At 68.0% G+C, this 22068-nt stretch carries 26 protein-coding genes; 9 read left to right on the forward strand and 17 right to left on the reverse strand.

Annotated elements, in window-relative coordinates; translation table 11 throughout:
- Positions 1-89: 89 nt before the first annotated feature.
- The 5 genes from RMCN_RS04815 to RMCN_RS04835 are packed head-to-tail and all read right to left on the reverse strand — an operon-like array spanning position 90 to position 4072.
- Complete coding sequence (locus tag RMCN_RS04815) at positions 90-1217, reverse strand: NAD(P)H-dependent flavin oxidoreductase (RefSeq protein WP_067387650.1); 1128 nt, start codon at positions 1215-1217, stop codon at positions 90-92.
- A 23-nt stretch (positions 1218-1240) separates the two neighbouring features.
- Positions 1241-2041 (reverse strand): alpha/beta hydrolase, encoded by an 801-nt coding sequence (locus RMCN_RS04820; protein WP_067387651.1) that lies wholly within the window; start codon positions 2039-2041, stop codon positions 1241-1243.
- Positions 2041-3072: an NAD-dependent epimerase/dehydratase family protein gene (locus RMCN_RS04825; protein WP_067387652.1), complete on the reverse strand. Its 1032-nt coding sequence runs from the start codon at positions 3070-3072 to the stop codon at positions 2041-2043. Before RMCN_RS04825 ends, RMCN_RS04820 begins: the two co-directional genes overlap by 1 nt.
- Positions 3069-3845, reverse strand: coding sequence for an S-methyl-5'-thioadenosine phosphorylase (locus tag RMCN_RS04830; RefSeq protein WP_067387653.1), 777 nt, complete (start codon positions 3843-3845; stop codon positions 3069-3071). Before RMCN_RS04830 ends, RMCN_RS04825 begins: the two co-directional genes overlap by 4 nt.
- 2 nt (positions 3846-3847) lie before the next feature.
- A complete protein-coding gene (locus RMCN_RS04835; protein WP_067387654.1) occupies positions 3848-4072 on the reverse strand; it encodes a hypothetical protein in 225 nt (74 codons plus the stop codon).
- 45 nt (positions 4073-4117) lie between these two features.
- On the opposite strand from RMCN_RS04835, the gene RMCN_RS04840 reads away from it, so the two are divergent.
- Positions 4118-4993 carry a 1,4-dihydroxy-2-naphthoate polyprenyltransferase gene (locus tag RMCN_RS04840; RefSeq protein WP_067387655.1) on the forward strand — a complete coding sequence of 292 codons (876 nt, stop codon included), beginning with the start codon at positions 4118-4120 and terminating at the stop codon, positions 4991-4993.
- Positions 4994-5137: 144 nt separating this feature from the next.
- Here the strand turns inward: RMCN_RS04840 and RMCN_RS04845 are convergent, their stop codons facing one another.
- The 5 genes from RMCN_RS04845 to RMCN_RS04865 all read right to left on the reverse strand — a co-directional run bounded on the left by RMCN_RS04845 (position 5138) and on the right by RMCN_RS04865 (position 9480).
- Entirely contained in the window at positions 5138-5446 is a 309-nt protein-coding gene (locus RMCN_RS04845) for a contact-dependent growth inhibition system immunity protein (RefSeq protein WP_064416604.1), read from the reverse strand.
- A complete protein-coding gene (locus RMCN_RS04850; protein ID WP_084377161.1) occupies positions 5443-7332 on the reverse strand; it encodes an RNase A-like domain-containing protein in 1890 nt (629 codons plus the stop codon). The genes RMCN_RS04845 and RMCN_RS04850 overlap by 4 nt, the downstream gene beginning before the upstream one ends.
- Before the next feature lie 26 nt (positions 7333-7358).
- Positions 7359-7640, reverse strand: coding sequence for a hypothetical protein (locus RMCN_RS04855; protein WP_067387656.1), 282 nt, complete (start codon positions 7638-7640; stop codon positions 7359-7361).
- A 122-nt stretch (positions 7641-7762) separates the two neighbouring features.
- Positions 7763-8908 carry a DUF1214 domain-containing protein gene (locus RMCN_RS04860; RefSeq protein WP_067387657.1) on the reverse strand — a complete coding sequence of 382 codons (1146 nt, stop codon included), beginning with the start codon at positions 8906-8908 and terminating at the stop codon, positions 7763-7765.
- Complete coding sequence (locus RMCN_RS04865; RefSeq protein ID WP_067387658.1) at positions 8905-9480, reverse strand: TetR/AcrR family transcriptional regulator; 576 nt, start codon at positions 9478-9480, stop codon at positions 8905-8907. Before RMCN_RS04865 ends, RMCN_RS04860 begins: the two co-directional genes overlap by 4 nt.
- Before the next feature lie 115 nt (positions 9481-9595).
- On the opposite strand from RMCN_RS04865, the gene RMCN_RS04870 reads away from it, so the two are divergent.
- From RMCN_RS04870 to RMCN_RS04900, 7 genes are all read left to right on the forward strand, one after another.
- The gene (locus RMCN_RS04870; protein ID WP_165604412.1) at positions 9596-10759 is read left to right on the forward strand and encodes a sulfotransferase family protein; all 1164 of its coding nucleotides are present in this window, start codon (positions 9596-9598) and stop codon (positions 10757-10759) included.
- Between the two features lie 97 nt (positions 10760-10856).
- Positions 10857-11858, forward strand: a complete 1002-nt coding sequence (locus RMCN_RS04875; protein ID WP_067387660.1) for an AAA family ATPase — start codon at positions 10857-10859, stop codon at positions 11856-11858.
- A gap of 7 nt (positions 11859-11865) precedes the next feature.
- The gene (locus tag RMCN_RS04880; protein ID WP_067387661.1) at positions 11866-12738 is read left to right on the forward strand and encodes a DUF58 domain-containing protein; all 873 of its coding nucleotides are present in this window, start codon (positions 11866-11868) and stop codon (positions 12736-12738) included.
- Positions 12728-13201 carry a YhgE/Pip domain-containing protein gene (locus tag RMCN_RS04885; protein ID WP_067387662.1) on the forward strand — a complete coding sequence of 158 codons (474 nt, stop codon included), beginning with the start codon at positions 12728-12730 and terminating at the stop codon, positions 13199-13201. The genes RMCN_RS04880 and RMCN_RS04885 overlap by 11 nt, the downstream gene beginning before the upstream one ends.
- Positions 13192-14196 carry a hypothetical protein gene (locus RMCN_RS04890; protein ID WP_067387663.1) on the forward strand — a complete coding sequence of 335 codons (1005 nt, stop codon included), beginning with the start codon at positions 13192-13194 and terminating at the stop codon, positions 14194-14196. The genes RMCN_RS04885 and RMCN_RS04890 overlap by 10 nt, the downstream gene beginning before the upstream one ends.
- Complete coding sequence (locus tag RMCN_RS04895; protein WP_067387664.1) at positions 14193-15098, forward strand: hypothetical protein; 906 nt, start codon at positions 14193-14195, stop codon at positions 15096-15098. The genes RMCN_RS04890 and RMCN_RS04895 overlap by 4 nt, the downstream gene beginning before the upstream one ends.
- Positions 15098-15808, forward strand: coding sequence for a hypothetical protein (locus tag RMCN_RS04900; protein WP_067387665.1), 711 nt, complete (start codon positions 15098-15100; stop codon positions 15806-15808). The genes RMCN_RS04895 and RMCN_RS04900 overlap by 1 nt, the downstream gene beginning before the upstream one ends.
- Here the strand turns inward: RMCN_RS04900 and RMCN_RS04905 are convergent.
- Both RMCN_RS04905 and RMCN_RS04910 read right to left on the reverse strand, forming a co-directional pair.
- Positions 15805-16149 (reverse strand): ester cyclase, encoded by a 345-nt coding sequence (locus tag RMCN_RS04905; RefSeq protein ID WP_064416595.1) that lies wholly within the window; start codon positions 16147-16149, stop codon positions 15805-15807. The genes RMCN_RS04900 and RMCN_RS04905 overlap by 4 nt on opposite strands.
- Before the next feature lie 100 nt (positions 16150-16249).
- Positions 16250-16561 (reverse strand): DUF4229 domain-containing protein, encoded by a 312-nt coding sequence (locus tag RMCN_RS04910; protein WP_064351326.1) that lies wholly within the window; start codon positions 16559-16561, stop codon positions 16250-16252.
- Positions 16562-16613: 52 nt separating this feature from the next.
- On the opposite strand from RMCN_RS04910, the gene RMCN_RS30985 reads away from it, so the two are divergent.
- Positions 16614-16775 (forward strand): hypothetical protein, encoded by a 162-nt coding sequence (locus tag RMCN_RS30985; RefSeq protein WP_165604411.1) that lies wholly within the window; start codon positions 16614-16616, stop codon positions 16773-16775.
- A 10-nt stretch (positions 16776-16785) separates the two neighbouring features.
- Here the strand turns inward: RMCN_RS30985 and RMCN_RS04915 are convergent, their stop codons facing one another.
- The 5 genes from RMCN_RS04915 to RMCN_RS04935 form a co-directional block, all read right to left on the reverse strand.
- Entirely contained in the window at positions 16786-17868 is a 1083-nt protein-coding gene (locus RMCN_RS04915; protein WP_409366034.1) for a MinD/ParA family ATP-binding protein, read from the reverse strand.
- 128 nt (positions 17869-17996) lie between these two features.
- Entirely contained in the window at positions 17997-19049 is a 1053-nt protein-coding gene (gene ccsB, locus RMCN_RS04920; RefSeq protein WP_067387666.1) for a c-type cytochrome biogenesis protein CcsB, read from the reverse strand.
- The gene (gene resB, locus RMCN_RS04925; RefSeq protein WP_067387667.1) at positions 19046-20620 is read right to left on the reverse strand and encodes a cytochrome c biogenesis protein ResB; all 1575 of its coding nucleotides are present in this window, start codon (positions 20618-20620) and stop codon (positions 19046-19048) included. Before resB ends, ccsB begins: the two co-directional genes overlap by 4 nt.
- A complete protein-coding gene (locus RMCN_RS04930) occupies positions 20617-21468 on the reverse strand; it encodes a cytochrome c biogenesis CcdA family protein (RefSeq protein ID WP_067387668.1) in 852 nt (283 codons plus the stop codon). The genes resB and RMCN_RS04930 overlap by 4 nt, the downstream gene beginning before the upstream one ends.
- Positions 21465-22064: a TlpA disulfide reductase family protein gene (locus RMCN_RS04935; protein ID WP_067387718.1), complete on the reverse strand. Its 600-nt coding sequence runs from the start codon at positions 22062-22064 to the stop codon at positions 21465-21467. Before RMCN_RS04935 ends, RMCN_RS04930 begins: the two co-directional genes overlap by 4 nt.
- Positions 22065-22068: the final 4 nt, after the last annotated feature.

Genomic DNA, 22068 nt, shown 5'->3' on the forward strand with positions numbered 1-22068 from the left:
TCTTAGACAGCTCCACTTCACAACCGGAGGCCTTCCCTGTCACACAGGCTCACCGATAACGGGAGGGACAACCTCCCTGGGCATCACAGCTAGTCCGGTAGCGAGTTGCTCAGGCGTTCGGTCGCGGCGACGTAGTCCTCGATGAACTCGCGCACCACCTCGCGCGCGGGCTTGACCTTGTTCATCAGCCCGACCCCTTGTCCGACGAAGTACGTCGCCAACGCCTGCGCGCCGGGATGTCCCTGGGCGGCCAGCACGTCGATGCGACGCACGACGGGTTCGGCGAGCATCGACTGCAGCGGAAGCGGCAGCGGCTTTTGGCCGCCCTCGTTCGGCAACCACGCCTGCGTCCAGTCCGAAACGAGTTGGCGCGCAGGCTTTCCGGTCCTGCCGGCCGAACGGACGGTGTCACGCGACGAGGCGGCCAGGAACTTCTCCTTGGTGTAGGGCGCGGTCTCGGCCTCCTCGGTCGTCAGCCAGACCGAACCCGTCCAGGCGCCCGCGGCGCCCATCGCCACCGTCGCGGCCATCTGCCTGCCGGTGACGATCCCGCCCGCGGCGAGCACCGGGATGTCGCTGCCGATCGCCGCCAGCGCCTCCAACACCTCGGGCACCAGCACCAGCGTCGTCACCTCACCGCAGTGCCCACCGGCCTCGGTGCCCTGGGCCACGATCAGGTCGACTCCGGCCCGGGCCTGCTTGACCGCGTGCTCCTTGGCGCCGACCAGCGCGGCCACCGGCACGCCGTTCTCCTTACCCGCCTTGATCATGTAATCGGGCGGGACACCCAACGCGTTGGCGATCAACCGGATCGGGTGGTTCATCGCCACATCCAGCAGGTCCTTGCCGGTGTTGCCCGACAGGGCGGCGTTGCCGAACCGCGGCGCCTCCTCGGCCTCGATGTCGTGCGCGGCCAACAGCTCGGTGACGAAGCCGCGGTATTCGTCGGGGATCCGGCCCGCGAGGTCGCTCATCGTCAGGTCCTCGCCCTTGCCCTCGTAGCGGGCGGGAACGATCAGGTCGACGCCGTACGGCTTGCCCCCGACGTGGTCATCGATCCAGGACAACTCCTGGTCGAGCTGCTCGGGTGTGTACGCCGTCCCGCCCAGCACGCCGAAGCCGCCCGCGTTGGACACCGCCGCCACCACGTCGCGGCAATGGCTGAACGCGAACAACGGGAAGTCGATGCCGAACTGTTCACAAATCGCTGGTTTCACCCGGCCAGTATGGCCAGGCCGGTTCACGCCCGGGACAGGAGTCGCCGTATCGCGTCGAGCATCTGCTTGCCGACCAGCAACTCGAGGTCGTTGTGCCCGGCGCCGGGCACCAGCTCGTAGCTCTTCGGCTCGTTCGCCGCGTCGTAGAGCCGCCGGCTCATCGGCTCGGGGACGACGTCGTCGCGGTCTCCGGCGATCACCAGTAGCGGCACGTGCACCGACGGGATCCGGTCCAGCGACGGATAGCGGTCCAGCAGCAGCCACCGCACCGGCAGCCATGGATAGTGCACCGCCCCGACGTCGGGCAGCGAGGTGAACGGCGAACGCAGTATCAGCGCATGGGGCGGCCGCTCGACTGCCAGTCCGATAGCGACGGCGGCGCCGAGGGACTCGCCGAAGTAGACGATCTCCTGTTCCCGTGCGGCCAGCCACGATTGCGCGGCCCGCGCGTCGGCGGCCAGACCGTCCTCCGACGGGCGGCCCGGGTTGCCCCCGAAACCGCGGTAGTCCACCAGCAGCGCCGAGGAGCCCATCCGGTTGAGCGCCACGGCCAGCGGCGCGCGCATCGACCGGTCTCCGCCGTTGCCCGGCAGCACCAGCACGGCGGGCCCGTCGCCGTCCACCGGGAAATACCAGGCGTCCAAACGGATTCCGTCGTCGGTTTCGATCACGACGTCCTGTCCGTTGCGCGCCACCGTGGCGGCGGACGGCACGGGACCCGGCGACGGGAAGTACACCAACCGGCGTTGCTGCGACCACAGAAGACCCATCAGACCGGACGTCACGAGCGTGACGATAACGACGACGCGGACGGCCCGGCGCATCAGGCCCGCAACGGCGCGAACGCGAACTCGCGCAACCCGTCGAGGGGGTCCACCGCCGCGGAGAACCCGAGCACCTCGGCGGCGCGCGCGGGGTCGGCGACGATGTGGCGGACGTCGCCGCTGCGGTACTGGCCGGTGACCACCGGCGGTGCGTCGCCGCGCGTCTCGCACAGCGCGGTGGCGACCTCCAGGATCGAGATCGGCCGGCCCGAGCACACGTTGAACGCCTCGAACCCGCCGCGCTCGGACTCCACGGCCGCGACGTTGGCCGCCGCCACGTCATCGACGTGCACGAAGTCGCGCATCTGTCCACCATCCTCGAAAACGCGCGGCACATCGCCGGATTCGAGTTCGGAGCGGAAGATCGCGGCCACCCCCGAGTACGGGGTGTCGCGGGGCATGTAGGGGCCGTAGACGTTGTGGTAGCGCAGGGCGGTGACCGCGCCTCCGACGGCCTCCGTCCACGCGAGCGCGTAGTGCTCCTGCGCGGTCTTGCTGGCCGCGTACAGGCTGCGGGGCCGCAGCGGCGCGTCCTCGGTCACCAGTCGCCACCGGACGATCTCGCCGCACAGCGGGCACCGGTGCTCGAACACGCCGGCGTCGAGGTCGGCACGCGTACGCGGGTGGGGGTCGACCGGTCCGTGCTCGGCGCAGTCGTAGCGGCCCTGCCCGTAGACCACCATCGACGACGCCAACACCAGCCGTTGACAGCCCGCCGCGAACATCTCGGCCAGCACCACCGCCGTCCCGTAGTCATTGTGTGAGCCGTACGAGGGAGCGTCTGCGGCGTTGACACCCGCACCGACGACGGCGGCCTGATGGCACACCACGTCGACGTCCTTCATCAGCGGTGCCAGCGCAGACGCGTCGCGGACGTCGACCACCTCGCAGTCAGCAGGCGGTTCGGCCCCCGGGCCGTGGGCGGCGGGCAGCATCGCGTCGACGGCGATCACGTCGTGGCCCGCCTCGCGTAGCGCGTCGCGGATGCGGACCCCGATGAATCCGGCCGCGCCGGTCAGCAGGACTCTCACGGGAGTTCGAACGGCAGTCGGACACCGTCGTGCGCCAGGCAGTGCGTACAGGTCCGTTCGACCGTCGTCTGGTCGATCGCCTCGTGTACGAGCTTTTTGAACGGCACCAGGTTGCGTTGGAATTCGGCGAACACGTCGACGGTGCGCACTGCCGTGCCGCTGTCGATGCCGGCGTCCAGATCGGTCACCAACGCTATTGCGGCGTAGCACATTTCGAGTTCGCGGGCCAACACCGCCTCCGGATAGCCGGTCATGTTCACCAGGGTGAAGCCCTGATTCGCGAACCACCGGCTCTCGGCGCGGGTGGAGAACCGCGGCCCCTGGACCACCACCATGGTTCCGCCGTCGACGACGCCGGGCAGGTTGGTGGCCGCCGCACGCAGGCTCGGGCAGTACGGGTCGGCGAACGCGACATGGATGCCGCCGGAGTCGAAGTAGGTGTCGGCGCGTCCGCGGGTGCGGTCGACGAGTTGATCGGGCACCACCATCGCCCCGGGTCCGAGGGCGGGGGTGAGGCTGCCGACCGCACACGGCGCGAAGATGCGCCGCACCCCGAGGACACGCAGCGCCCACATGTTGGCTCGATACGGCACGGTGTGCGGGGAGTATTCGTGGTCGACCCCGTGACGCGGCAGGAACGCCACCTCGTGCGCGCCGACGGCGCCGACGGTGATCGGGGCGGCCGGGGCACCGTACGGGGTGTCGACGGTGACGCTGCGGGCGTCGGACCCGAAGAAGCTGTAGAAACCGCTTCCGCCGATGACTCCGAGCACGTCTAGGTGGGCGGTTGGTCGTCGGTCTCGTCGAGTCGCTGCGACGCGCGCCGCACGGTGTCGCGGATCTCGAAGGCGTCGGTGGCGAAACCGCCGATCGCGTTGGCGACGTCCTTGACCGCGGTGGTGATGATCGACGCCACCTCGCCGACGGTCGATACGCCGGAGTCGAAGATCTCCTGCACGGCGTCCTTGCGGATCTCCGCCTTGCTGAGTCGGTCCTCCATGCCGCTCAGTCTGCCACGGTCTGAAGCCGTGCGAGACTGGCGCTCGTGGCGACATTCGCGCAGTGGGTCGAGGGCGCGCGGCCGCGCACGCTGCCCAACGCGATCGCACCGGTGATCGCGGGCACGGGTGCGGCGGCATGGTTGCAGGCCGCGTGCTGGTGGAAGGCGCTGCTGGCATTGGTTGTCGCGGTCGCGATGATCGTCGGGGTCAACTACGCCAACGACTACTCCGACGGGATCCGCGGCACCGACGACGTGCGGGCGGGCCCGCTGCGGCTGGTGGGGTCGAAGGTCGCCAGCCCGCGAGCCGTGCTGACCGCCGCGGTGGTGAGCCTCGTGGTCGCCGCCGTCGCCGGTGTGGTGCTGGCGGCGGTGAGCGCGCCGTGGTTGATCGCGGTCGGAGCGGTGTGCATCGCCGGGGCGTGGCTGTACACCGGCGGATCGAAGCCGTACGGGTACCTCGGCTTGGGCGAGGTCGCGGTGTTCGTGTTCTTCGGGTTGGTCGCGGTGCTGGGCACGCAGTACACCCAGGCGCTGCGGATCGACTGGGTGGGCGTCGCGGTCGCGGTGGCGATGGGCTGCATGTCGTCGGCGGTGCTGGTCGCCAACAATCTGCGCGACATCCCGACCGACAAGGAGTCGGGGAAGATCACGCTCGCGGTGCGGCTCGGCGATGCCCGCACCCGGCTGCTGTACCAGGCGCTGCTGGTCGTGGCGTTCGCGTTGACATTGGTGCTGATGCTCGCGACGCCGTGGGCGGCGGTCGGCCTGGTGGCGCTGCCGCTCGCAGTCCGCGCGGCCGCGCCGGTGCGCCGAGGCCGCGGCGGCAAGGACCTGATTCCGGTGCTGCGCGATACGGGCTTGACGATGCTGGTGTGGGCCGTGGCGGTCGCGCTGGCGCTTGCGATTTCGGTGCTCTAACAGTCGATCAGCGACTGTTTGGACACCGAAATCGCTATTAGGTGACGGTGGTCGGGGCGTCGGCGACCTTGTTTCTCGCAACGGAGGTTACCGGACAGTCGAGTCGATCGCGTTGCACCGCAGTCTAACTCGGATATTCAGGCCTCATCTTCGTCGCTCTGCATGCTGGCGCAAACGCTCAGAAACTCGACCCAGCCACTCGCTATAGGTCTGGGGTCGGGGGTTGTAGGCGGAGAGCGCCTCCCGAGGCATCAAAATTTTCAGCTCCTCCTCGGCGTATGCCTCTCGCATAGCGTCGATTTCCCGAGCCAGAGCGTCGAGATCTACCGCATCTCCGCCAGCGGCATAGCTGTCGACGACACCCTGCCAGTCTCCAGCAGTAAGGTCCCAGTCTTGGTGGAAGTTTCCCCCGAAGAACTGCCGAATAGATTCGGACACTTTGTAATCACTCATGGAGTTACGTATCCCGTCAGCACATGCCAGTTACCCATTCCATCCCCTTTCAGCACGACGAGAGATGATGTACCCGGTGTCACTTCTGTTGCCCCTCTCATCAACACCGCTCCACCATCAAACGGAGCGGTGATAACCAACGTCCCCTTACTTCCGTTCGCCACCCAAGTTTCGATCGAGGATTGGTTGTGACGAAGCGCTGCGCCGACGGCTTCGGCGGCTTCCGTCTGTGTCGCGAAGGTCGACACTGCGTCGAGGCTCGGACGCGCCTCAAGCCGCGCGAACATGTCCCCCAGACTCTGGTCGACGTGCCGGGCGATTAGATGCCCACCACTGGCTTCGCTCGAGTCCAGCAATGCGTGTGTTTCCTCAAGACCGAAGTTTGGTAACACATCAGCGCTGCTACTTGGGTGGACGTCCGGCAGGTCTGGTGTATCAGGGACATGCGGAGGAGCGGCGTCAGCGACATTATCTGCCGCCGTAATCGGTACGTCGTCAAGGTGGCGGGTCGCGCCGAGAGCGTCTAACCCATGTTCGACTCCTTCAGCGAAGAACTTGCCGCCAGGGATTGGTGCCATGCCGGCAACATCGGCTACCGCACCGATCTTGTCGGTGGTGGAGTGTTCGTTCCAGTTGGTCAAGACATCTATATCGTGCGCGACATCGGGGATGAGACCGAAGCTCCCTTCGCTAAGCGCACGGCTACCCTCGGCGAATGCGGACGGTTCCGGTGGGAACGCCTGGACGTCGGCGTTCGGAGGCAATTGCGGTACCTGCGCAGTCGGTGCGCCGGTTTCGGCCGCTGCGCGGTTGAGGCCTTCCAGGATCTGCGTCTGCTCAACCAACTCGCGGCGCGCCTCAAACACGGCGTGCGTCAGCGGGACAGTCTCCCCCTTGCCGGTGCCGCCCCCAGCGCCCTGGGCGTAGGTCTGCCCGACGGCGTCGTCGAGTGCGGCCTGTGCGTCGTCGAGGTTCGCGCGCGCTTCCTCCACTCGGGAGCGCTGCTGATCAAGCACCGCCGGGTCCGCGTCCGCGACCGGAGCCTCCAGCGGAGACAGTGTGTAGCGCTTGTCATCAGCCTTGCCGGTACCGCTGTGCTGATTGAGGATTTGCTCCGACGCGGTCGGCGGTGCTGTTAGTTGCCCTCCGGCGATCTCGGTGAGCGCCTCGTCGAGATCGCCGGGTGCCTCCGGGTCGGCAGCCTTATCGGGGGCTAGCAGCTCGCCCATTGGCGAGTGGGCGACGCCGACAGCGCCTTCGGCGGCATCAGCTCCTCCACCCGCCGCAGCCGCATCCGAGGCTTCCGTCTCGGTTCTGTTGTCCACCAACTGGATCGTGGGATCACGAGGGTTTATCTCGCCGTCGGGCTCGAACTGGATACTTTTCAGCTCCGCGGCTTCGGCTTGTAGCTGTCGTCCGACGAGCCTGTCAGTGGCGGCGAGTTGTTCGGCACGCCATCGGATGTACTCGGCGTGCTCGGCCGCAGCCGTCGCGCGTGCCGCGACGGTGTCAACGTCGGAAGGACGGGTATCGGTGACCGACAGGTCTTTGCCGACTTCGAAACCTTCCGCTTCAGCTTCGGCGATGGCATCGAGTACCCGGCCGCGAGCGATCGCGATGTCCCGTGCGCCTTCCTCGGCGATGTCGGCGGCCTCGCGCTGCACATCGCCCTGGCGACGTGCCACAGCCAGGTCCGCCGTCACTCGGTCCAGTGCGGCGTCTTTGGCGTCACCCTCCCACGCCGTGCCGCCCGGCGTCACGATGTTCTGGCGATGCGTATCAAAAGCGTTCTCGCCCGTGGTCGCGGCCTCGCGCCACCGGGCGGCAGCATCATCGAGGTCGCGGGTGCCCCAAGCTTCTATTTCGGGGCGGGAGGGCACCGCCATGCCTGTGCCAGGCTGGGCCGCTGGGCTCACACCTCCACCGTGGCGATGGCGTCGGCGCTGCCCCCGTCCGTCCGGTCGTAGATCGCCCCCGCTGTGGACAACATATCGGCCTGAACCACTATGCGGTGCGCCTGCTGAGCGCGGACGTCAGCCGCAGCAGCATCCAACGCCGTGATACCCGCGCCGCTCGGGCGCGAGGCCACGACTGAACCGTCTTCACCACTGGAGAACACCTCGGAGGCGGCTCGCGCACTTGACGCCGCTGCGGAACGCAGCCCGCCCGAGTCCACCTCCAAATTCTTCGCCATCGCGTACCCCAACTGGCAGATTTGACCTGACGATACCGCACTGGCAGCGCGACTGGCGGCGGCAAACGCGCGCTCCGGCGGGTCAGTCCGTCACAGCGACTGTCTGGACACCGAAATCGCTATTAGGTGACGGTGGTCGGGGCGTCGGCGACCTTCACCAACGTGACCTCCGGCTTGGCGGGCACCGCGTCGGCGAGGAACCATCGGAACGCCAGATTGCCGCGCGGATAGTCCACCGTGGTAATCGAATTCGGGTGTGCGGTCATACCGCGGGAGATGACCGCGGTGACGGACCCGTCGGAGTTGGGCACCGCGCTGTAGCCGTTGATCGACGTCTTGGCGTCGGTGACACCCGCCATGAACTGGTTCCATACGACGAGGTTCCAGAACCGGCATGCAGGCGGACGGTGCGTGACGACCAGCGCCTCGTCGTCGGAGAGAACGAAGCTGCCGTAGGCATAGCACGCGTCGCGCGCCGACCAGCCGAAGTTGGCGTCGGGCACCTGGTACGGGTCCGCGAATTGGTTTGCCACCTGCGAGATTTCGTGGCCCAACGTATGCGTGTCGTCGACACGCACACCGACCGCCAGCGGCACGATCGCGAACATCGTGCGCAGCCACGCCGCACTCGCGCGCAACGCCGCGGCGGTTTCGGCGTCGCCGTGGCGGATCGGGTCGGGCTCGTCGAGCGCCTCGATGCGCCACGACACCGGGCGTCCGGTCAACGGGTCGGCCTGGTAGTCGCGCGTCACGAGCACCACACCGCCGTCGGTCGGGCCGTACTCGAAGGAGAAGTTGCCGTCGGGGTCGATGTCGAGGTCGTCGTCACGCACCAGCGCCACGATCCGATCCGACCACGCCCCCGGCGACGGCTCGTTGTAGGCGGTCACCGAGAAGTAGACGCTGTCGCCCTTGTTGCCGCTGATGCGGTAGCGGCGCTTCGGGTCGACCGGGCACATGAAGTAGTAGGCGTCGGTGTTGTCCCCGCCCCAGCGCCGGTCGCGGCGGAACGGCGTGTTGAGCTCGACCCACACGGGCCGGCTCGGCTCGGCGAACAGGTAGGTGTCGAACGCGACGCCGAGCGTGGTGGCCAGCATCCGGTAGCCGTCGGCGATGTGGCGGTCGTCGGTGACCGCGCGGTCCCCTTCGAGGAAGCTGCGGTCCAAGCCCCCGAGGGTGTCGAGCAGTTCTCGCCACGCTGTAGTTGATTCGCGGCTCGCCGCGGAAGTCGATTCGCCGCTCGCCGCGGAAGCCGCTTCGTCCGTCATGCGCTGATTCCTCTCGTGATGAAAGTGGCGGTTCGGTCCACCCATGCGTCGTCGAGGCGATCTGCGCGGGTGATCAGACACAGGAACGTCATACCGGCCATGGCCTCCACGACGTCGGCGGCCGACACCTCCGGCCGGACGTCGCCGCGAGTCACCGCCGCGTCGAGCCGTTCAGTCAGGCCGCGCGAGAGCACGTGCGAGAAGCGCTCCAGCAGCGCCGCGTGCAGCGCGGGATCGGCGGCCATCTCCGCGACCAGTCCGGGCAACGCGGCACGCGCGGCCGGGGTGGTCAGCACGCCGACCGTCCGGTGGACCATCTCCCGGATGTCGCCGGCCAGCGATCCGGTGTCGGGAAGTTCGGTCGCCGCACCGAGCGGAAACACCGCCTCGTGCACGAGGTGCGCCTTGCCAGGCCAACGGCGGTAGATGGCGGGCTTGCTCGTGCCCGCGCGCCGGGCGATCGCATCGACGGTGAGATCCGCGTAACCGGCGGACCCGAGCAGGTCGACCGTCGCGCTCAGCACTGCGTCATCGATGCGCTTGTCGCGAGGTCGGCCAATTTCCGTCGTCATTACGAAACTCACAGTAACATAACTGCCTGTGACCGACATCTCACCAGCGCCGCCAGTCGTTCTCGACGACCTCGCCGAGCCGCGCTTCCCAGCGGCGATCCAGCCGATTCGCGACATGATGGCGGCGATGGCACCCGAGTGCCCGCTCGATGCCGATGCCCTGCACGCCAAGGCCAGCGCGGAGACCGGGCTCGACGACTTCGGCCCCGATGACTACCGAGACCGACTCGACGTCTATCTCGCTGCGCTGCAGGAGATTCCGGGACTCAGTGACGCGGGAATCGTGAACTTCCACGCTCAGCTGGTGCAATTGCTGAAGAACCGTCTGCTGCTGACCGATCTGCTGGACAGGCATCCCGAGATCCACGACATCGAACTGGCGCCGCCGGTCGTCATCGCCGGCCTGCCCCGCACGGGCACCACTCACCTGCACAACCTGCTCGCCGCGGGACCGACCTTCCGCACGCTCCCGTACTGGGAGAGCAACGAGCCGTTCCCGCTGCCGGCCGAAGCCGGCATCGAACCGGACCCCCGGCGCGCCCGGATGGATGCCGCGGTCGAGTTCATGAACGCGGTCATGCCGCATTTCGCGCTCATGCACGAGATGACGACCGACCACGTGCACGAGGAGATCCAACTGCTGGCCAACGATTTCTCCTCGATGCTGTTCGAGACGTTGGCGCATGTGCCGCGGTGGCGCGACTACTACCTGTCACATGACCAGACACCTCACTACGAGCACCTGGCCCTGCAGTTGAAGGCGCTGCAATTCCTGCGTGGCGGCAGGCGGTGGCTGCTCAAATCCCCGCAGCACCTCGAGCAACTACCCGTGCTCGACCGGGTCTTTCCCGGCGTGGTGGTGATCACGACCCACCGCGATCCGGTACCGGTGGTGCTGTCGATGCTCGCGATGCTCACCTACTCCGCGCGCATGCACTGCTCCCCGGTTCCGGTCGAGGACATCGCGGCATGCTGGATCGACCGCCTGGAACTCATGCTGGCGGCGTTGATCCGCGATCGCGACGTCATCGGAGCCGAACGCTCGATCGACGTCAGGTTCGACGACTTCATGGCAGACGAAATGGGCACCGCGGCAGCGATTTACGCGCTCGCGGACGAGGTGATGACCGAGGACGCCCGCGCCGCCATGGCCGAATACCTCGCGGGCCACCAGCGGGGTCGGCTCGGGCGGGTGGCGACGTCGCCGGAGATGTTCGGTCTCGACCCGAACGAGTTGCAGGCCCGCTTCGCCCCGTACGTCGAACGCTTCCTGACGTAAGCCCTCTCGCGTTCTCCGCGGCTGTTCGCCGGATCGGCGGTGTGTGAATACCCTGGCCCGGGTATCCGCATCCGGCAGCCGGAGACGAGAGGTATCCATGACCGCAGCACGAACTCAACTCGACCAGCGCGATCTCGCGGAGGCGCGGCGGATCGTCGCCGCTGTCTCCGACGCGTTCTCGGCCAAGGTCGTCGGCCAGGAGAACCTGCGCGAGTCGTTGCTGATCGGCCTGCTCGCGGGCGGTCACATCCTCATCGAGAGCGTGCCGGGGCTGGCCAAGACGACCGCCGCGCGCGTCATCGCCGAAGCCATCGACGGGGGTTTCCGACGTATCCAGTGCACGCCCGACCTGCTGCCCAGCGACATCATCGGCACCCAGATCTACGAGTCCGCGACCAACTCGTTCGTCACCCAGCTCGGGCCGGTGCACACCAACATCGTGCTGCTCGACGAGATCAACCGGTCCAGCGCCAAGACGCAGAGCGCAATGCTCGAGGCGATGGAGGAACGTCAGACCACGATCGCGGGCACCGAGTATCCGATTCCCGAGCCGTTCCTGGTGATCGCCACGCAGAACCCCGTCGACCAGGAGGGCACCTATCCGCTGTCGGAGGCACAGACCGACCGGTTCATGCTCAAGGACATCGTGCACTACCCCACCCCCGAACAGGAGGTGGAGATGATGGCCCGGATGGATGCGGGACTCTACGACAAAGACCACCGCAGCCGGCCGGTCGCCGGCCTCGACGACATCCGCCGGCTGCGCGCCGTCGTGCGTCACGTCCACATGGACCGCGCACTGATGCACTACGCCAGCCAACTGGTCACCGTCACCCGTGAACCCGACCGGTATCTGCCGCGCCAACTGGCCCGGTTGATCGAGTACGGCGCCAGCCCCCGCGCGACCATCGCCTTCTGCAATGCCGCCCGCTCGCTGGCGCTGTTGTCTGGCCGCGGACACGTCATCCCCGGCGACATCGCCAAGCTCGCCCACCGGGTGCTGCGACACCGACTCATCCTCGGGTTCGAGGCCGCCAGCGCCAACGTCACGCCCGAGCTGATCATCGACGCTGTCCTGCAAGCGGTTCGAGTGCCGTAGGGCCGGTATGGGCAGACACCTCACCACGGCGAGGACGCACTTCGGCACCGACACCCGCGGCATGCTCGAAGGCGGTCGCTACGCGCTGTTGCACACCCGCAGCCTGGAATTCGACGACCTGCGGCCGTACGTACCCGGCGACGACGTCCGCGACATCGACTGGAAGGCCTCGGCGCGCTCAGGCCATGTGCTGATCAAGCGGTTCGTCTCCGAGAAGCACCACAAGCTCCTGCTGGTGGCAGATGCCGGTCGCAACATGGCCGCCCTGACCCCGAGTGGTGAAGTGAAACACGATGTCGCGGTGAACATCCTGGGTGCGTTCGGGCTCATCACGCTGGGGCGGTCCGATCAGATCGGCATGGTGTTCGGCGACACCCGGGGCTGCGTCAACATCCGGCAGCGTCGCGGCGAGACCCACATCGAAAGCCTGCTGCACAGGTACTACGGTCACGCCTGCCAAGGTTCTGGCCGCAGCGACATCGTCTGCCAACTCGACTACGTCGCAACGCATTACCGCCACCCCATGCTGGTCGTGGTGGTGTCCGACGAGCCGGAGGTCGACGACCGGCTGACCGACGCCGTCACCCGACTGACCGCCCGCCACGACGTGTTGTGGGCGACGGTCTCCGACATGCCCGCCATCGGCGCCAACGGCGATGACCGGGCCGGATTCGACGTGTCGAGCGGCCGGTTCATCCTCGACACCGCCACACTGGGCCCGCGGGTGGTTGCCGCGCACCGCAAGGCAGAGCAGGCGCGGGCGCACCGACTCGACGAGTTCATGACAGCTCGCGCGGTCCCGCACACCAGAATCGGCGCCAGCAGTGAGATCCGTGCCCGGCTCGTCGCATTGACCGAGGTGTTCGCCCGTGCCGGATGACCTGTTGCGGTTCGTCGGCGGGCCGATGCCGTACTCGTCGGGCTGGTTGTGGCTCGGCTTGGTGATCGTGCTACTGGTAATCGCCTGGTATGTTGGCGTTTTCGTGTGGACGCTGCCGGCGCAGCGGCTTCGGCGCCTTCCCGTGGCGCGTTCCCTGCATAGCCGGCTGCTGCGGCGTCGGTACTCGCGCAGCGTGCACCGCATCGCCGCCCGACACCGCGACGGTGAACTCACCGACGCCGAGGCCGGTGCGGCGATGAGCCGGATCCTGCGCAGTTTCCTGCACCAGGCGACCGGGACACGGGCGCAGTACATGCAGCTCGACGACATCGCCTCCGGGGAGCTGGCGCCTGCTGCGCCGACGCTCGCCGCGCTCGACGACGCGCAGTTCAACGCGGCCTCACCGGTGCGGGTGGGCGACGTCGGGGCGACAACCGAGGAGCTGATCCGCTCGTGGCCCTGACCTGGTGGCCGATCGCAGTCATCGGATTCGCCTGTCTGGCAGGCGCTGTGGCGCTCGCGGTGCTCGTGCCGACGAAGCAGCTGCGACGGCAGTTGCGGCCGTTGGCCAACACCGCCCGCCTGACCCGTCTGCCGGAGTACGCGCGGGTGGCGAGGGCACGAACGGTGTCGATGGTCGTCACGATCGCACTGCTCGTGCTGTTGTTCGGTGCTGCCGTGCTGGCCAGCGCCCGCCCCAGCGGATTGTGGTGGTCGCTACAGACCTCCGAGGTACCCGAAGACGTCATGTTGTGCGTCGCCGAACCCGTCGACAATCCCAGCACCGGCGCGTTCCTCTCGTATTTCGCGCAGCGCACGGGGGCGTTCGGCACACAGCGAATCGGATTGACCTCGACCAACCGCCGGGTGATACCGCTGACCCGCGATCATCAGTTCGCGGTCGAAAAGCTCGGGGAGGCAGCCGGTCTGGCCGGCCTGCCCGACGATGCCGCGCTCTCGCCCGCCCAGCGTTCGGCCAAACGGAACAGCCTCGCCTCATTCGCCGCGCCCGTGACGTATGTGGACTACGCGACGAGGGTCGCCGACGTCCTCGCGCTGTGCGTCGCGGGTTTCCCCGCCGACGAGCCACCCGGCGAGCGGCGCCGGTCGATCATCTATCTGGGGCCGGGCGAACTGCGGGCCCCGAACGAGACCCGTCCCTCGCTCTACACCGACCAGCAGGTCGTCGAGCTGGCCCAGGAGCGCGGAATCCAGGTCAACGCGCTGGTGTCGTCCCCGGGCCCCGTGCGGTCCGTCGTATCGGCCACGAGCGGGCGATACGCACCCGTCGGACCCGACCTGGAGGCTCAACTGGACGGGATCCGAGCGCATCCGCCGGACGCCGACCGTGCCGCCACGCTCGCAGGGTTCCGCGGCGACACCCCGACCGTCCCGTTGGCGATCGCGGTCGCGGTCTCGGCGCTGCTGTGTCTGTCGCTGGCGGTGCTGCGGCGATGACCTTCTCCCCCGTCGTACCGCCGGTCCTTTTGATCGCCGTCGCCCTGGCCGCGGTCGTGCTGCGGCTCATCACCATGCGCCAGCTGGCACGCACCGGTCAGCGGTGGACCACCGTGTGGCGGTGGTCGGCGCTGACGCTTGCGGTGATGCTGATGCTGATCGCCGCGGCCCGCCCGGCCCTCGGCGGCGGCGCCGAGGAGTCGGCCGCGACGAGCTCGGACGGCGACGCGACAGCCAACGTGTTTCTGATCGTCGACCGCTCCACCGACTCGACCATCGCCGACATCCGCGACGACGTCGCCGCGCTCATCGACCACTACCCGCAGGCGCGCTTCGCGCTCATCACGTTCACCGCGCGTTCCTCGGTGGAATGGCCGCTGTCCGAAGACAACTGGAGCCTCAAGCCGGTGGTCGCGGCCGTGACCGCCTCCTCCGAGATCGCCGCGGGCGAGGTGAACGCGGCAGCTGCCGCGAACGTCCTGCGCTACCAGTTGATCGCGGCGGGTCAGCGCAGCCCGGGCGCACAGAACCTGGTGTTCTACTTCGGCTCCGGCGCACCCGGATCCCAGGCCCCGCAGGGCGAGTTCGATCCGGTGCCCGGTTCGGTGGACGGCGGCGCGGTGTTCGGTTACGGAGAGACCCGAGACGATTCGCGTCTGCAGGCCGTCGCCGATCAGCTCGGTGTGCCGTTCGTCCCTCGCGATACCCCGCGCGCGGTCACCGATGACGCCCCCGATGTGGATGGTGTCTCGTCGGCGCAGGCCAGCGCCACCGCCGTCGACCGCACCGACCTGTACTGGGTCTTCACCATGGTGGCCGCGGTGCTGTTGCTGTTCGAGATCTACCTCACTTTGCGCGAGTTCCGCACCAGCCGCTCGGCCCGGCGGGACGAGGTGATCTGATGCGTCCCTCTCGGTTGCGGCTGCGCCGCCGGTTGCTGCTGTTCTCGGCGCCCGTCGTCATCGTGGCGCTGATGATCGCGCTGAAGCTCATCTCGGCTGTGGTGGCCGGTCACTCGGCGGTGTCGAGCTTCGCCGCGCGCGACGCCGACGCACTGCGCGGCGACGTCGCGGTGATGGGCCTGCTCAACGTCGTCGAACCCGCGAAGGCGCCGTTCGCGGCCGGCACGCTCGCGGTGCTCGACGACCGCCTCGCCGAGGCCGACGCGCACTTCTCGGAATCCCTCGGCCGCACCGCGCCGGATCGGTCGTGTCCCGTGCTGATCAACCTGGAACTCGTCCGCGAGCGCCAAGGCGACATCGACGCGTGGGAGAACCGGCCCGGCGCGGCGCGCGACCGATACCTCAGCGCACTCGACCTCGTCGAGAACGCGCCCGACGGCTGTTTTGCAGGCAACACCGATCCGGATCCCGAGCGGCGCGCCGTGCGCCACGACGCGGCAGCGCGGCTACAGGCCAAGCTGGCCGGTCTGGCCGCTCCGCCCCCGCCGCCGCCGGCGCCACCCCTGGCGCCGCCCCCACCACCGCAGGCGCCGGCCCCGGCGCCGGTGGTGCCCGATGCCGATACGCCCCGGGACGCGTTGCGGCTGGATCCCGGTTCCGGCGATCCCCTCGACAAGCTCGAGCAGGTGCTACGCGATGCGGCGGGTTAGCCGGTGCTCGTTCCGGTCCAGTACTCGGCGAAGCGGCCCTCTTCGATGCGCAGGATGTCGTTGCCGGTGAACCGCTTCGGCCCGTCCTGGGCCGCGCCCGTACCGATCCACCTGGCCGCCAGCATGTCGCCGTCGACGAACGGCTCCACTTCGATCACGAACTTCAGGTCGCTGAGCATCTGATGGGTCTCTCCGACGACCGCCTGCAGTTCGGCGGGCCCACGAACCTCCCGGCCCGGCCAATGTCCCTGGAATTCCTCGGTGACCAGCTCGGCCGCAACGGGATCTCCCGACCACAATTCGTCTATCCATCGTTTGTATAGCTCTTTCGGCGAAATCATGGTGGTGTCTTACCCGGCCCGGGGGCAGGTACGCAATCTACCGACGAGTACGACGGCGGGTCGGCGCATCAGCCCACCGTGTCGACCCGCACCGATGCGGTCATCCTCGGGCCGGTGGGTCTTCGCCTCGCAGCCTGGCCTGTAGTTGCTCCCGGTCGCGGCGCCTGCGTTCGTCGAAGGCCGCGATGCTCTCGGTGGCGCGGCGCCGGAGCGGGGCGAACAGCCAGATGCCCAGCGGCAGTGCGATCACCAACGCGAAGAGCAACGCGACGATGAGCGGGAATTCGCGCAGCCCGAGCAGATGTCCGGCGCCCAGAATCGCTGCCGCGACCGCCGCGACGAGCAGAAGCCGTGCCAGCACATAGGCCAGCACGTCGACCACGAGGCGAGTTCCCTGGCGACCGTCGGACACGAACCGAGCCTACCGATGACGCGTATATTCGAACCAAGGAGGTTTTGTTCTCGTGGCGTATCTGCTCCTGATTCTCGTGTTGGGCACGCTGGCGTATGTCGGCTGGCGACTGACGCGAGTCTCTTCGAGCCGTCCGCGCACCCGGGTGATCGGGCCGGACGACGATCCAGAATTCCTGCGTCGGCTCGGCCAGGAGGACAACCCGAGACCGTGACCGCGCGGTTCTAGCGTCGCGCGCCGGGGAATCCGGCCGCGACCTCGGCAGCGAGTTCGAGCAACGCCGCCCTGGTTTCCGGCTTGAGCCGGTCGAGGCTGATCTCGGCCCCTTCCTCGAGGTGTGGATCGAAGGGCACTTCGAACACCGCCCGGCACCGCCGGCTGAAATGGTCGACCACCTTCGTCATGTCGACCTTCCCCGACCGTGGGCGCACCGCGTTGATCACCGCGATCGAGTTGCGCACCATGTCCTGATGCCCGTGGGCGTCCAGCCAGTCCAACGTCGCCGACGCGCTGCGCGCCCCGTCAACCGAACCGGAACTGATCACCAGAAGCGTGTCGGCCTTGGACAGCACCGCCGCCATGGCCGAGTGCATCAGGCCCGTGCCGCAGTCGGTGAGCACCAGGCTGTAGAAGCGCTCGAGCACCTCGAGGGTGCGGCTGTAGTCGTCGGAGCTGAACGCCTCCGACACCGCGGGGTCGCTTTCGGAGGCGAGGACCTCCAGCCGGCTCGGCCCCTGAGAGGTGTAGGCGCGAACATCGCTGTAGGCCTTGACGCCTTGAGCGTCGCGCAGCAGATGGCGCACCGTGGCCGGCGTCTCCAGCGGCACCTTCTGACTCAGCGTGCCGCGGTCGGGGTTCGCGTCGACGGCGATGACGCGGTCGCCGCGAAGCGAAGCCAGCGTCGCGCCCAGCGTCGCGGTGATCGTCGTCTTGCCCACCCCACCCTTGAGCGACAACACCGCGATGCGGTGGCACCCGCGCAACGGGCGCTGAATTTCGGCGGTGAGCGCCTGGCGGCGCCGCACCTTCGGTCCGTCACCGAGGTTGACCAATCGAAACGACGCGTAATACAGCCACTTGCGCCAGCCCTCGGAAGGCGCACGTTTGGGTTGGCCGAGCAGCGCGACGGTCGAGAGATCGAGATACGGCGCCGGGTCGGGATCGGCGACGTGCGATGGCGGGGACAGCACCGGAAGGCCGTGGGGCGGTGTGGGCGCCGTCCATTCGGGAGGCGGATCGGCCGAGGGATCGCTGAACCGGCTCTGTGCGCGGAATCCTCCTGGCGCATAGGCGTTTTCGGGAATTATCGCGGGCGAAGCCGCGTCCTCACCGACACCATCCTGGGCGTGTTGCACCGGTTGCTCAGACACGCTGACGGTCCCCCAAGGCTTCGCAGGATATCGCCGCCGATCTTAGCCAAGCACAAGACTGCGACTCAGCCGACTCCGGCGTAGGAGTGCAGGCCCACGGTGACCAGGTTGATGAAGAACAGGTTGAACACCATCGCGACGAAGCCCGCGACGTTGATCCAGGCGGCCTTCTTGTCGCGCCACCCAGCGGTGGAGCGAGCGTGCAGATACGCGGCGTAGACGACCCACGCGATGAACGACACGGTCTCCTTGGGGTCCCAGCCCCAGTAGCGCCCCCATGCCTCCTCAGCCCAGATCGCGCCGAAAATGACGCCGAAGCCGAACACCGGGAAGGCGAAGATCGTGGTGCGGTAGGCGATTCGGTCCAAGGTCTGCGGATCGGGAAGCCTGTCCAGGGCGCGGGTGAGAATGCCGTCGCCCGAGCGACGGTCGGGGTCGGCGAAGCGTGACATCTTCAGCAGGAACAGGATGCTGGCGACACCGGCGACCAGGAACACTCCCGACCCGAGGCTGACCACCGACACGTGGATGGGCAGCCAGTACGACTGCAGGGCGGGCATCACCGGCGCGGCGTTGGTGTAGAGCCAGCGCCCTGAGACCGTCAGAAGGATCAGCACCGGAAGGAGCACGAACACCCACAGCGTCCGGTACTGGCGGCGCCGCAGCACCACCGCTGCCGCAACCAGCCCGCAGAAGCAGGTCAGGTTGATGAACTCGTACATGTTGCCCCATGGCACCCGCGAGGTGGCCGCACCGCGCAACACGATGCAGGCGAGCAACAAGCCGATGCCGAGGTAGGTCAGCGCAAGACCCGCTCCGCCGATGCGTTCGTCGACCGGTCGGCGCCGGGCTTCGGTGACGACGCCCGGTGCGGCGCTATCCGCGCGGACCCCGCCGGCTGCCGCGGCTCCCCGCTCCGATGTCGCCGCCGCCGCTCCCCGCTCCAATGTCGCCGCCGCCGCGGCTCCGACGAGCTCCCGGGCGTCGACCTTGCGGCTGCGGCTGTAAGCCAACTCGATCGCGAGCAACAGCAGCGCACCCACCAGAACAAGCACCGATGAGGTGAACGCCCAGTCCGAGTACCGGGCCAAACCGATGTCGATCTGCTCGGGATTCATGTGACCTTCTCTCCTGCGGCGTGCGCCGGCCTCGCGTCGGGAAGGAGGCGCTGCGTCAACCGCTCGAACTCGTCGCCCCACCCGGAGTTGTCGGTGCGCGCCAGCCCGCCCAGCTCGACGGTTACGGTACCCGGACCCGCGGGGCTGATCCGAATCCAGATCCTGCGCCGACGCACCACCAGCGACACCAGCAGGCCCGCCATCATGGTCATCGCGAACACCAGCACCCATACCTGCGCCGGGTCGTGTGAGACCTGCACGTTGATAAACGGCACGGCGCCGTCGAACCGCACCAGGGTGCCGTCGTCGAGTCGCGTCGATTCGCCGGCGCCGAGGTTGACCCGTGCCTTCTTGGTCAGCCGGCCCTGCTCGATGAGCCGCGGGTCCAGCGTGAACAGGGACTGCGGCCGTCCGCTGTCCAGGCCGGTGTCGCCGCGGTAGATGTCGATCGCGACGGCGGGGTCGTTGAGCGCCGGGAAGCTCGACGACAGCAGCGTGCCGTGCAACTGTTCGGTCGGGGCGAACAGGCCCTGGATCGCAAGCTGGTTCTTGCGACGGTCATCGGGATCCGGATAGGTGCCCGCGGGCGGGTCGAACCGCATCGCACCCGACGACAGGAACGTGATCTGGTCATCGGGTCGCCACTGCAATGTCTGCGTGCGCGTCTGCCCGTCGGGGAAGGTCACCGTGAAGGTGGGGGCGTAACCGTGGCCCTGCAGGTACACCCGGTCACCACCGACCCGCAGCGGATGGTTGACCTTCAGGTGGTAGGGCCGCCAGGTGCCCGACTCCAGGTCGGCACCCACCTGGTATTCGATGTCGGCGGCGAACGACGTCGCCTGACCCGTCGGCAGATAGTCTGCTTGGAAGTCGTTGACCCGCAGGCAGATCGGATACAGCGAGGTGCCGTCGACGGTGTTTCCGGCGCGGAACGAGTCGAAGGCCGCCGGCGAGGCTGAACAGAAGCCCGGACCGCCGTCGGCGATGACGATGACGTTGCCTTCGTAGCCGAACATCTTGCCTGCCGCCACCGCCACGAGCAGACCGAGCAGGGAGAAGTGGAACACGATGTTGCCGAACTCGCGCAGATAGCCCTTCTCCGCCGAGATCTCGACGGTTCCGTTCTCCGAGCGGCTGAGGGTGCGCCATCCGCGCAACCGCTCGTTCACCGTCGTCGCCACCTCGTCCGCCTCGCCGGACACCTCGGCGGTGTGGTGTTTGGGCAGCCGGCCCAGGTTGCGCGGGGCGGGCACGGGGTTGGCCCGCATGCTGCGGAAGTGTTCGATCAGGCGTGGGGTCAGGCAGCCCACCAGCGAGATGAACAGCAGCACATAGATCGCGGTGAACCAGAAGCTGGAGAACACGTCGAACGCCTGCAATCGGTCCAGCCAGGGCCCGATCGTCGGGTGTTCGGCGATGTACTGGTCGACCTTGGACTCGTTGAGGCTGCGCTGCGGCAGCAGTGCGCCCGGAATCGCCGCGAGCGCCAGCAGGAACAGCAACACCAGCGCGGTGCCCATCGACGTCAGGGTCCGCCAGGTGTTACGAACCAGCGCAAACACTTTCGTCATATCGGCAGCGTCACATCGCTGACAAAGGCGTCCCGCATCCAGGACACGAAGTCTCCCCACAGCCCCGTCACCAGCGCCACGCCCACCAGTATCAGCAGCACACCGCCGAAGATCTGGATCGCGCGGGTGTGCCTGCGCAACCACGCCAGACCCTGCACCGCGCGCGCCGATCCGAATGCCAACAGCACGAACGGAATTCCCAGGCCCAGACAGTAGGCGATGACGAGTGCGACGCCACGCGCGACGTTGGCGCCGTCGGTGGCCGAAGCGACCGCGATGACGCCGGTCAGGGTGGGACCGAGGCACGGTGTCCAGCCCAGCGCGAAGACCGCGCCGAGCAACGGGGCGCCGCCCAGCGTGGAGATCTGCCGCGGCGTGAACCGGGCCTCACGCTGTAACGCGGGGATGAAGCCGACGAACGCCAGCCCCATCACGATCGTCACTACGCCGCCGATGCGTTGCAGGAGAAGCTGGTTGGTGATCAGCGACGTCGTCATCCCGAGTACGGCAACGGTGCCGAGCACGAACACCACCGTGAACCCGGCGACGAACAATGCGGCCGCGCCGGCGACGCGGAGCCGGGTTGTTTTCGCCGAGACCGACGTCTTGGCGGGTTCTTCCCGAGTTTTTCCGCCAGAACGTCGGTCTGGGCGCACCAATACGGGGGTGTCCCCGGGGGTAGCCGCATCCTGCACCCCGACGACCGCGGCCAGATACGACAGGTAACCGGGCACCAGCGGCACCACGCACGGCGACGCGAACGACACCAGGCCGGCGAGCGCGCTGACCAGGAGGGCCAGCAGAACCGGACCGCCGGCGATCAGCTGGTCCACCTGGTCGAGACTCATGTTCCGGCCTTCTCGGGGTCCGCCCCATCGCTTTCGCGCGCAAGGCGTTCCACCACCGGCTGGAGGTCCTCGGCCAGCAGTTCACGCAGGAACACCGCGGCGACGCGGTGCTCGCGATCCAGGACCACCGTCGAGGGAATCACCGTCGTCGGATAGCGGCCCCCGAACGCGATCATGGTCCGCATCGGCGGATCGTAGATCGACGGGAACGTGATACCGCGGTCGATGATGAAGTCCCGCGCCGCAACCCGGTTGTTGTCGCGGACGTCGATGCCGAGGAATTGCACACCGAGGTCCTTGGTGGCGTCGTAAACCTGTTGGAGCTCGGTGATCTCGGTTCGGCACGGACCACACCACTGGCCCCACACGTTGAGCACCACCACCTTGCCCGCGAAGTCGTCGAGGGAGATGGTCTTGTCCGGGTCGATCAGATCCGGACCGCGCAGCGGACCCGGGCGGCCGCGATCTTGCGGGGGGTCGTAGAAGATGTCGGTCTGGCCGCCGGGGGCGACGAATTCGAAGGTGCCGCCCTGCGCGACGGCGTCGTCGCCGGTGGAGCAGCCGGTCAGCGCGATACATCCCGCGCAGGCCGCGATGAGC

It is taken from the genome of Mycolicibacterium novocastrense (assembly GCF_001570485.1).
Lineage (GTDB): Bacteria > Actinomycetota > Actinomycetes > Mycobacteriales > Mycobacteriaceae > Mycobacterium > Mycobacterium novocastrense.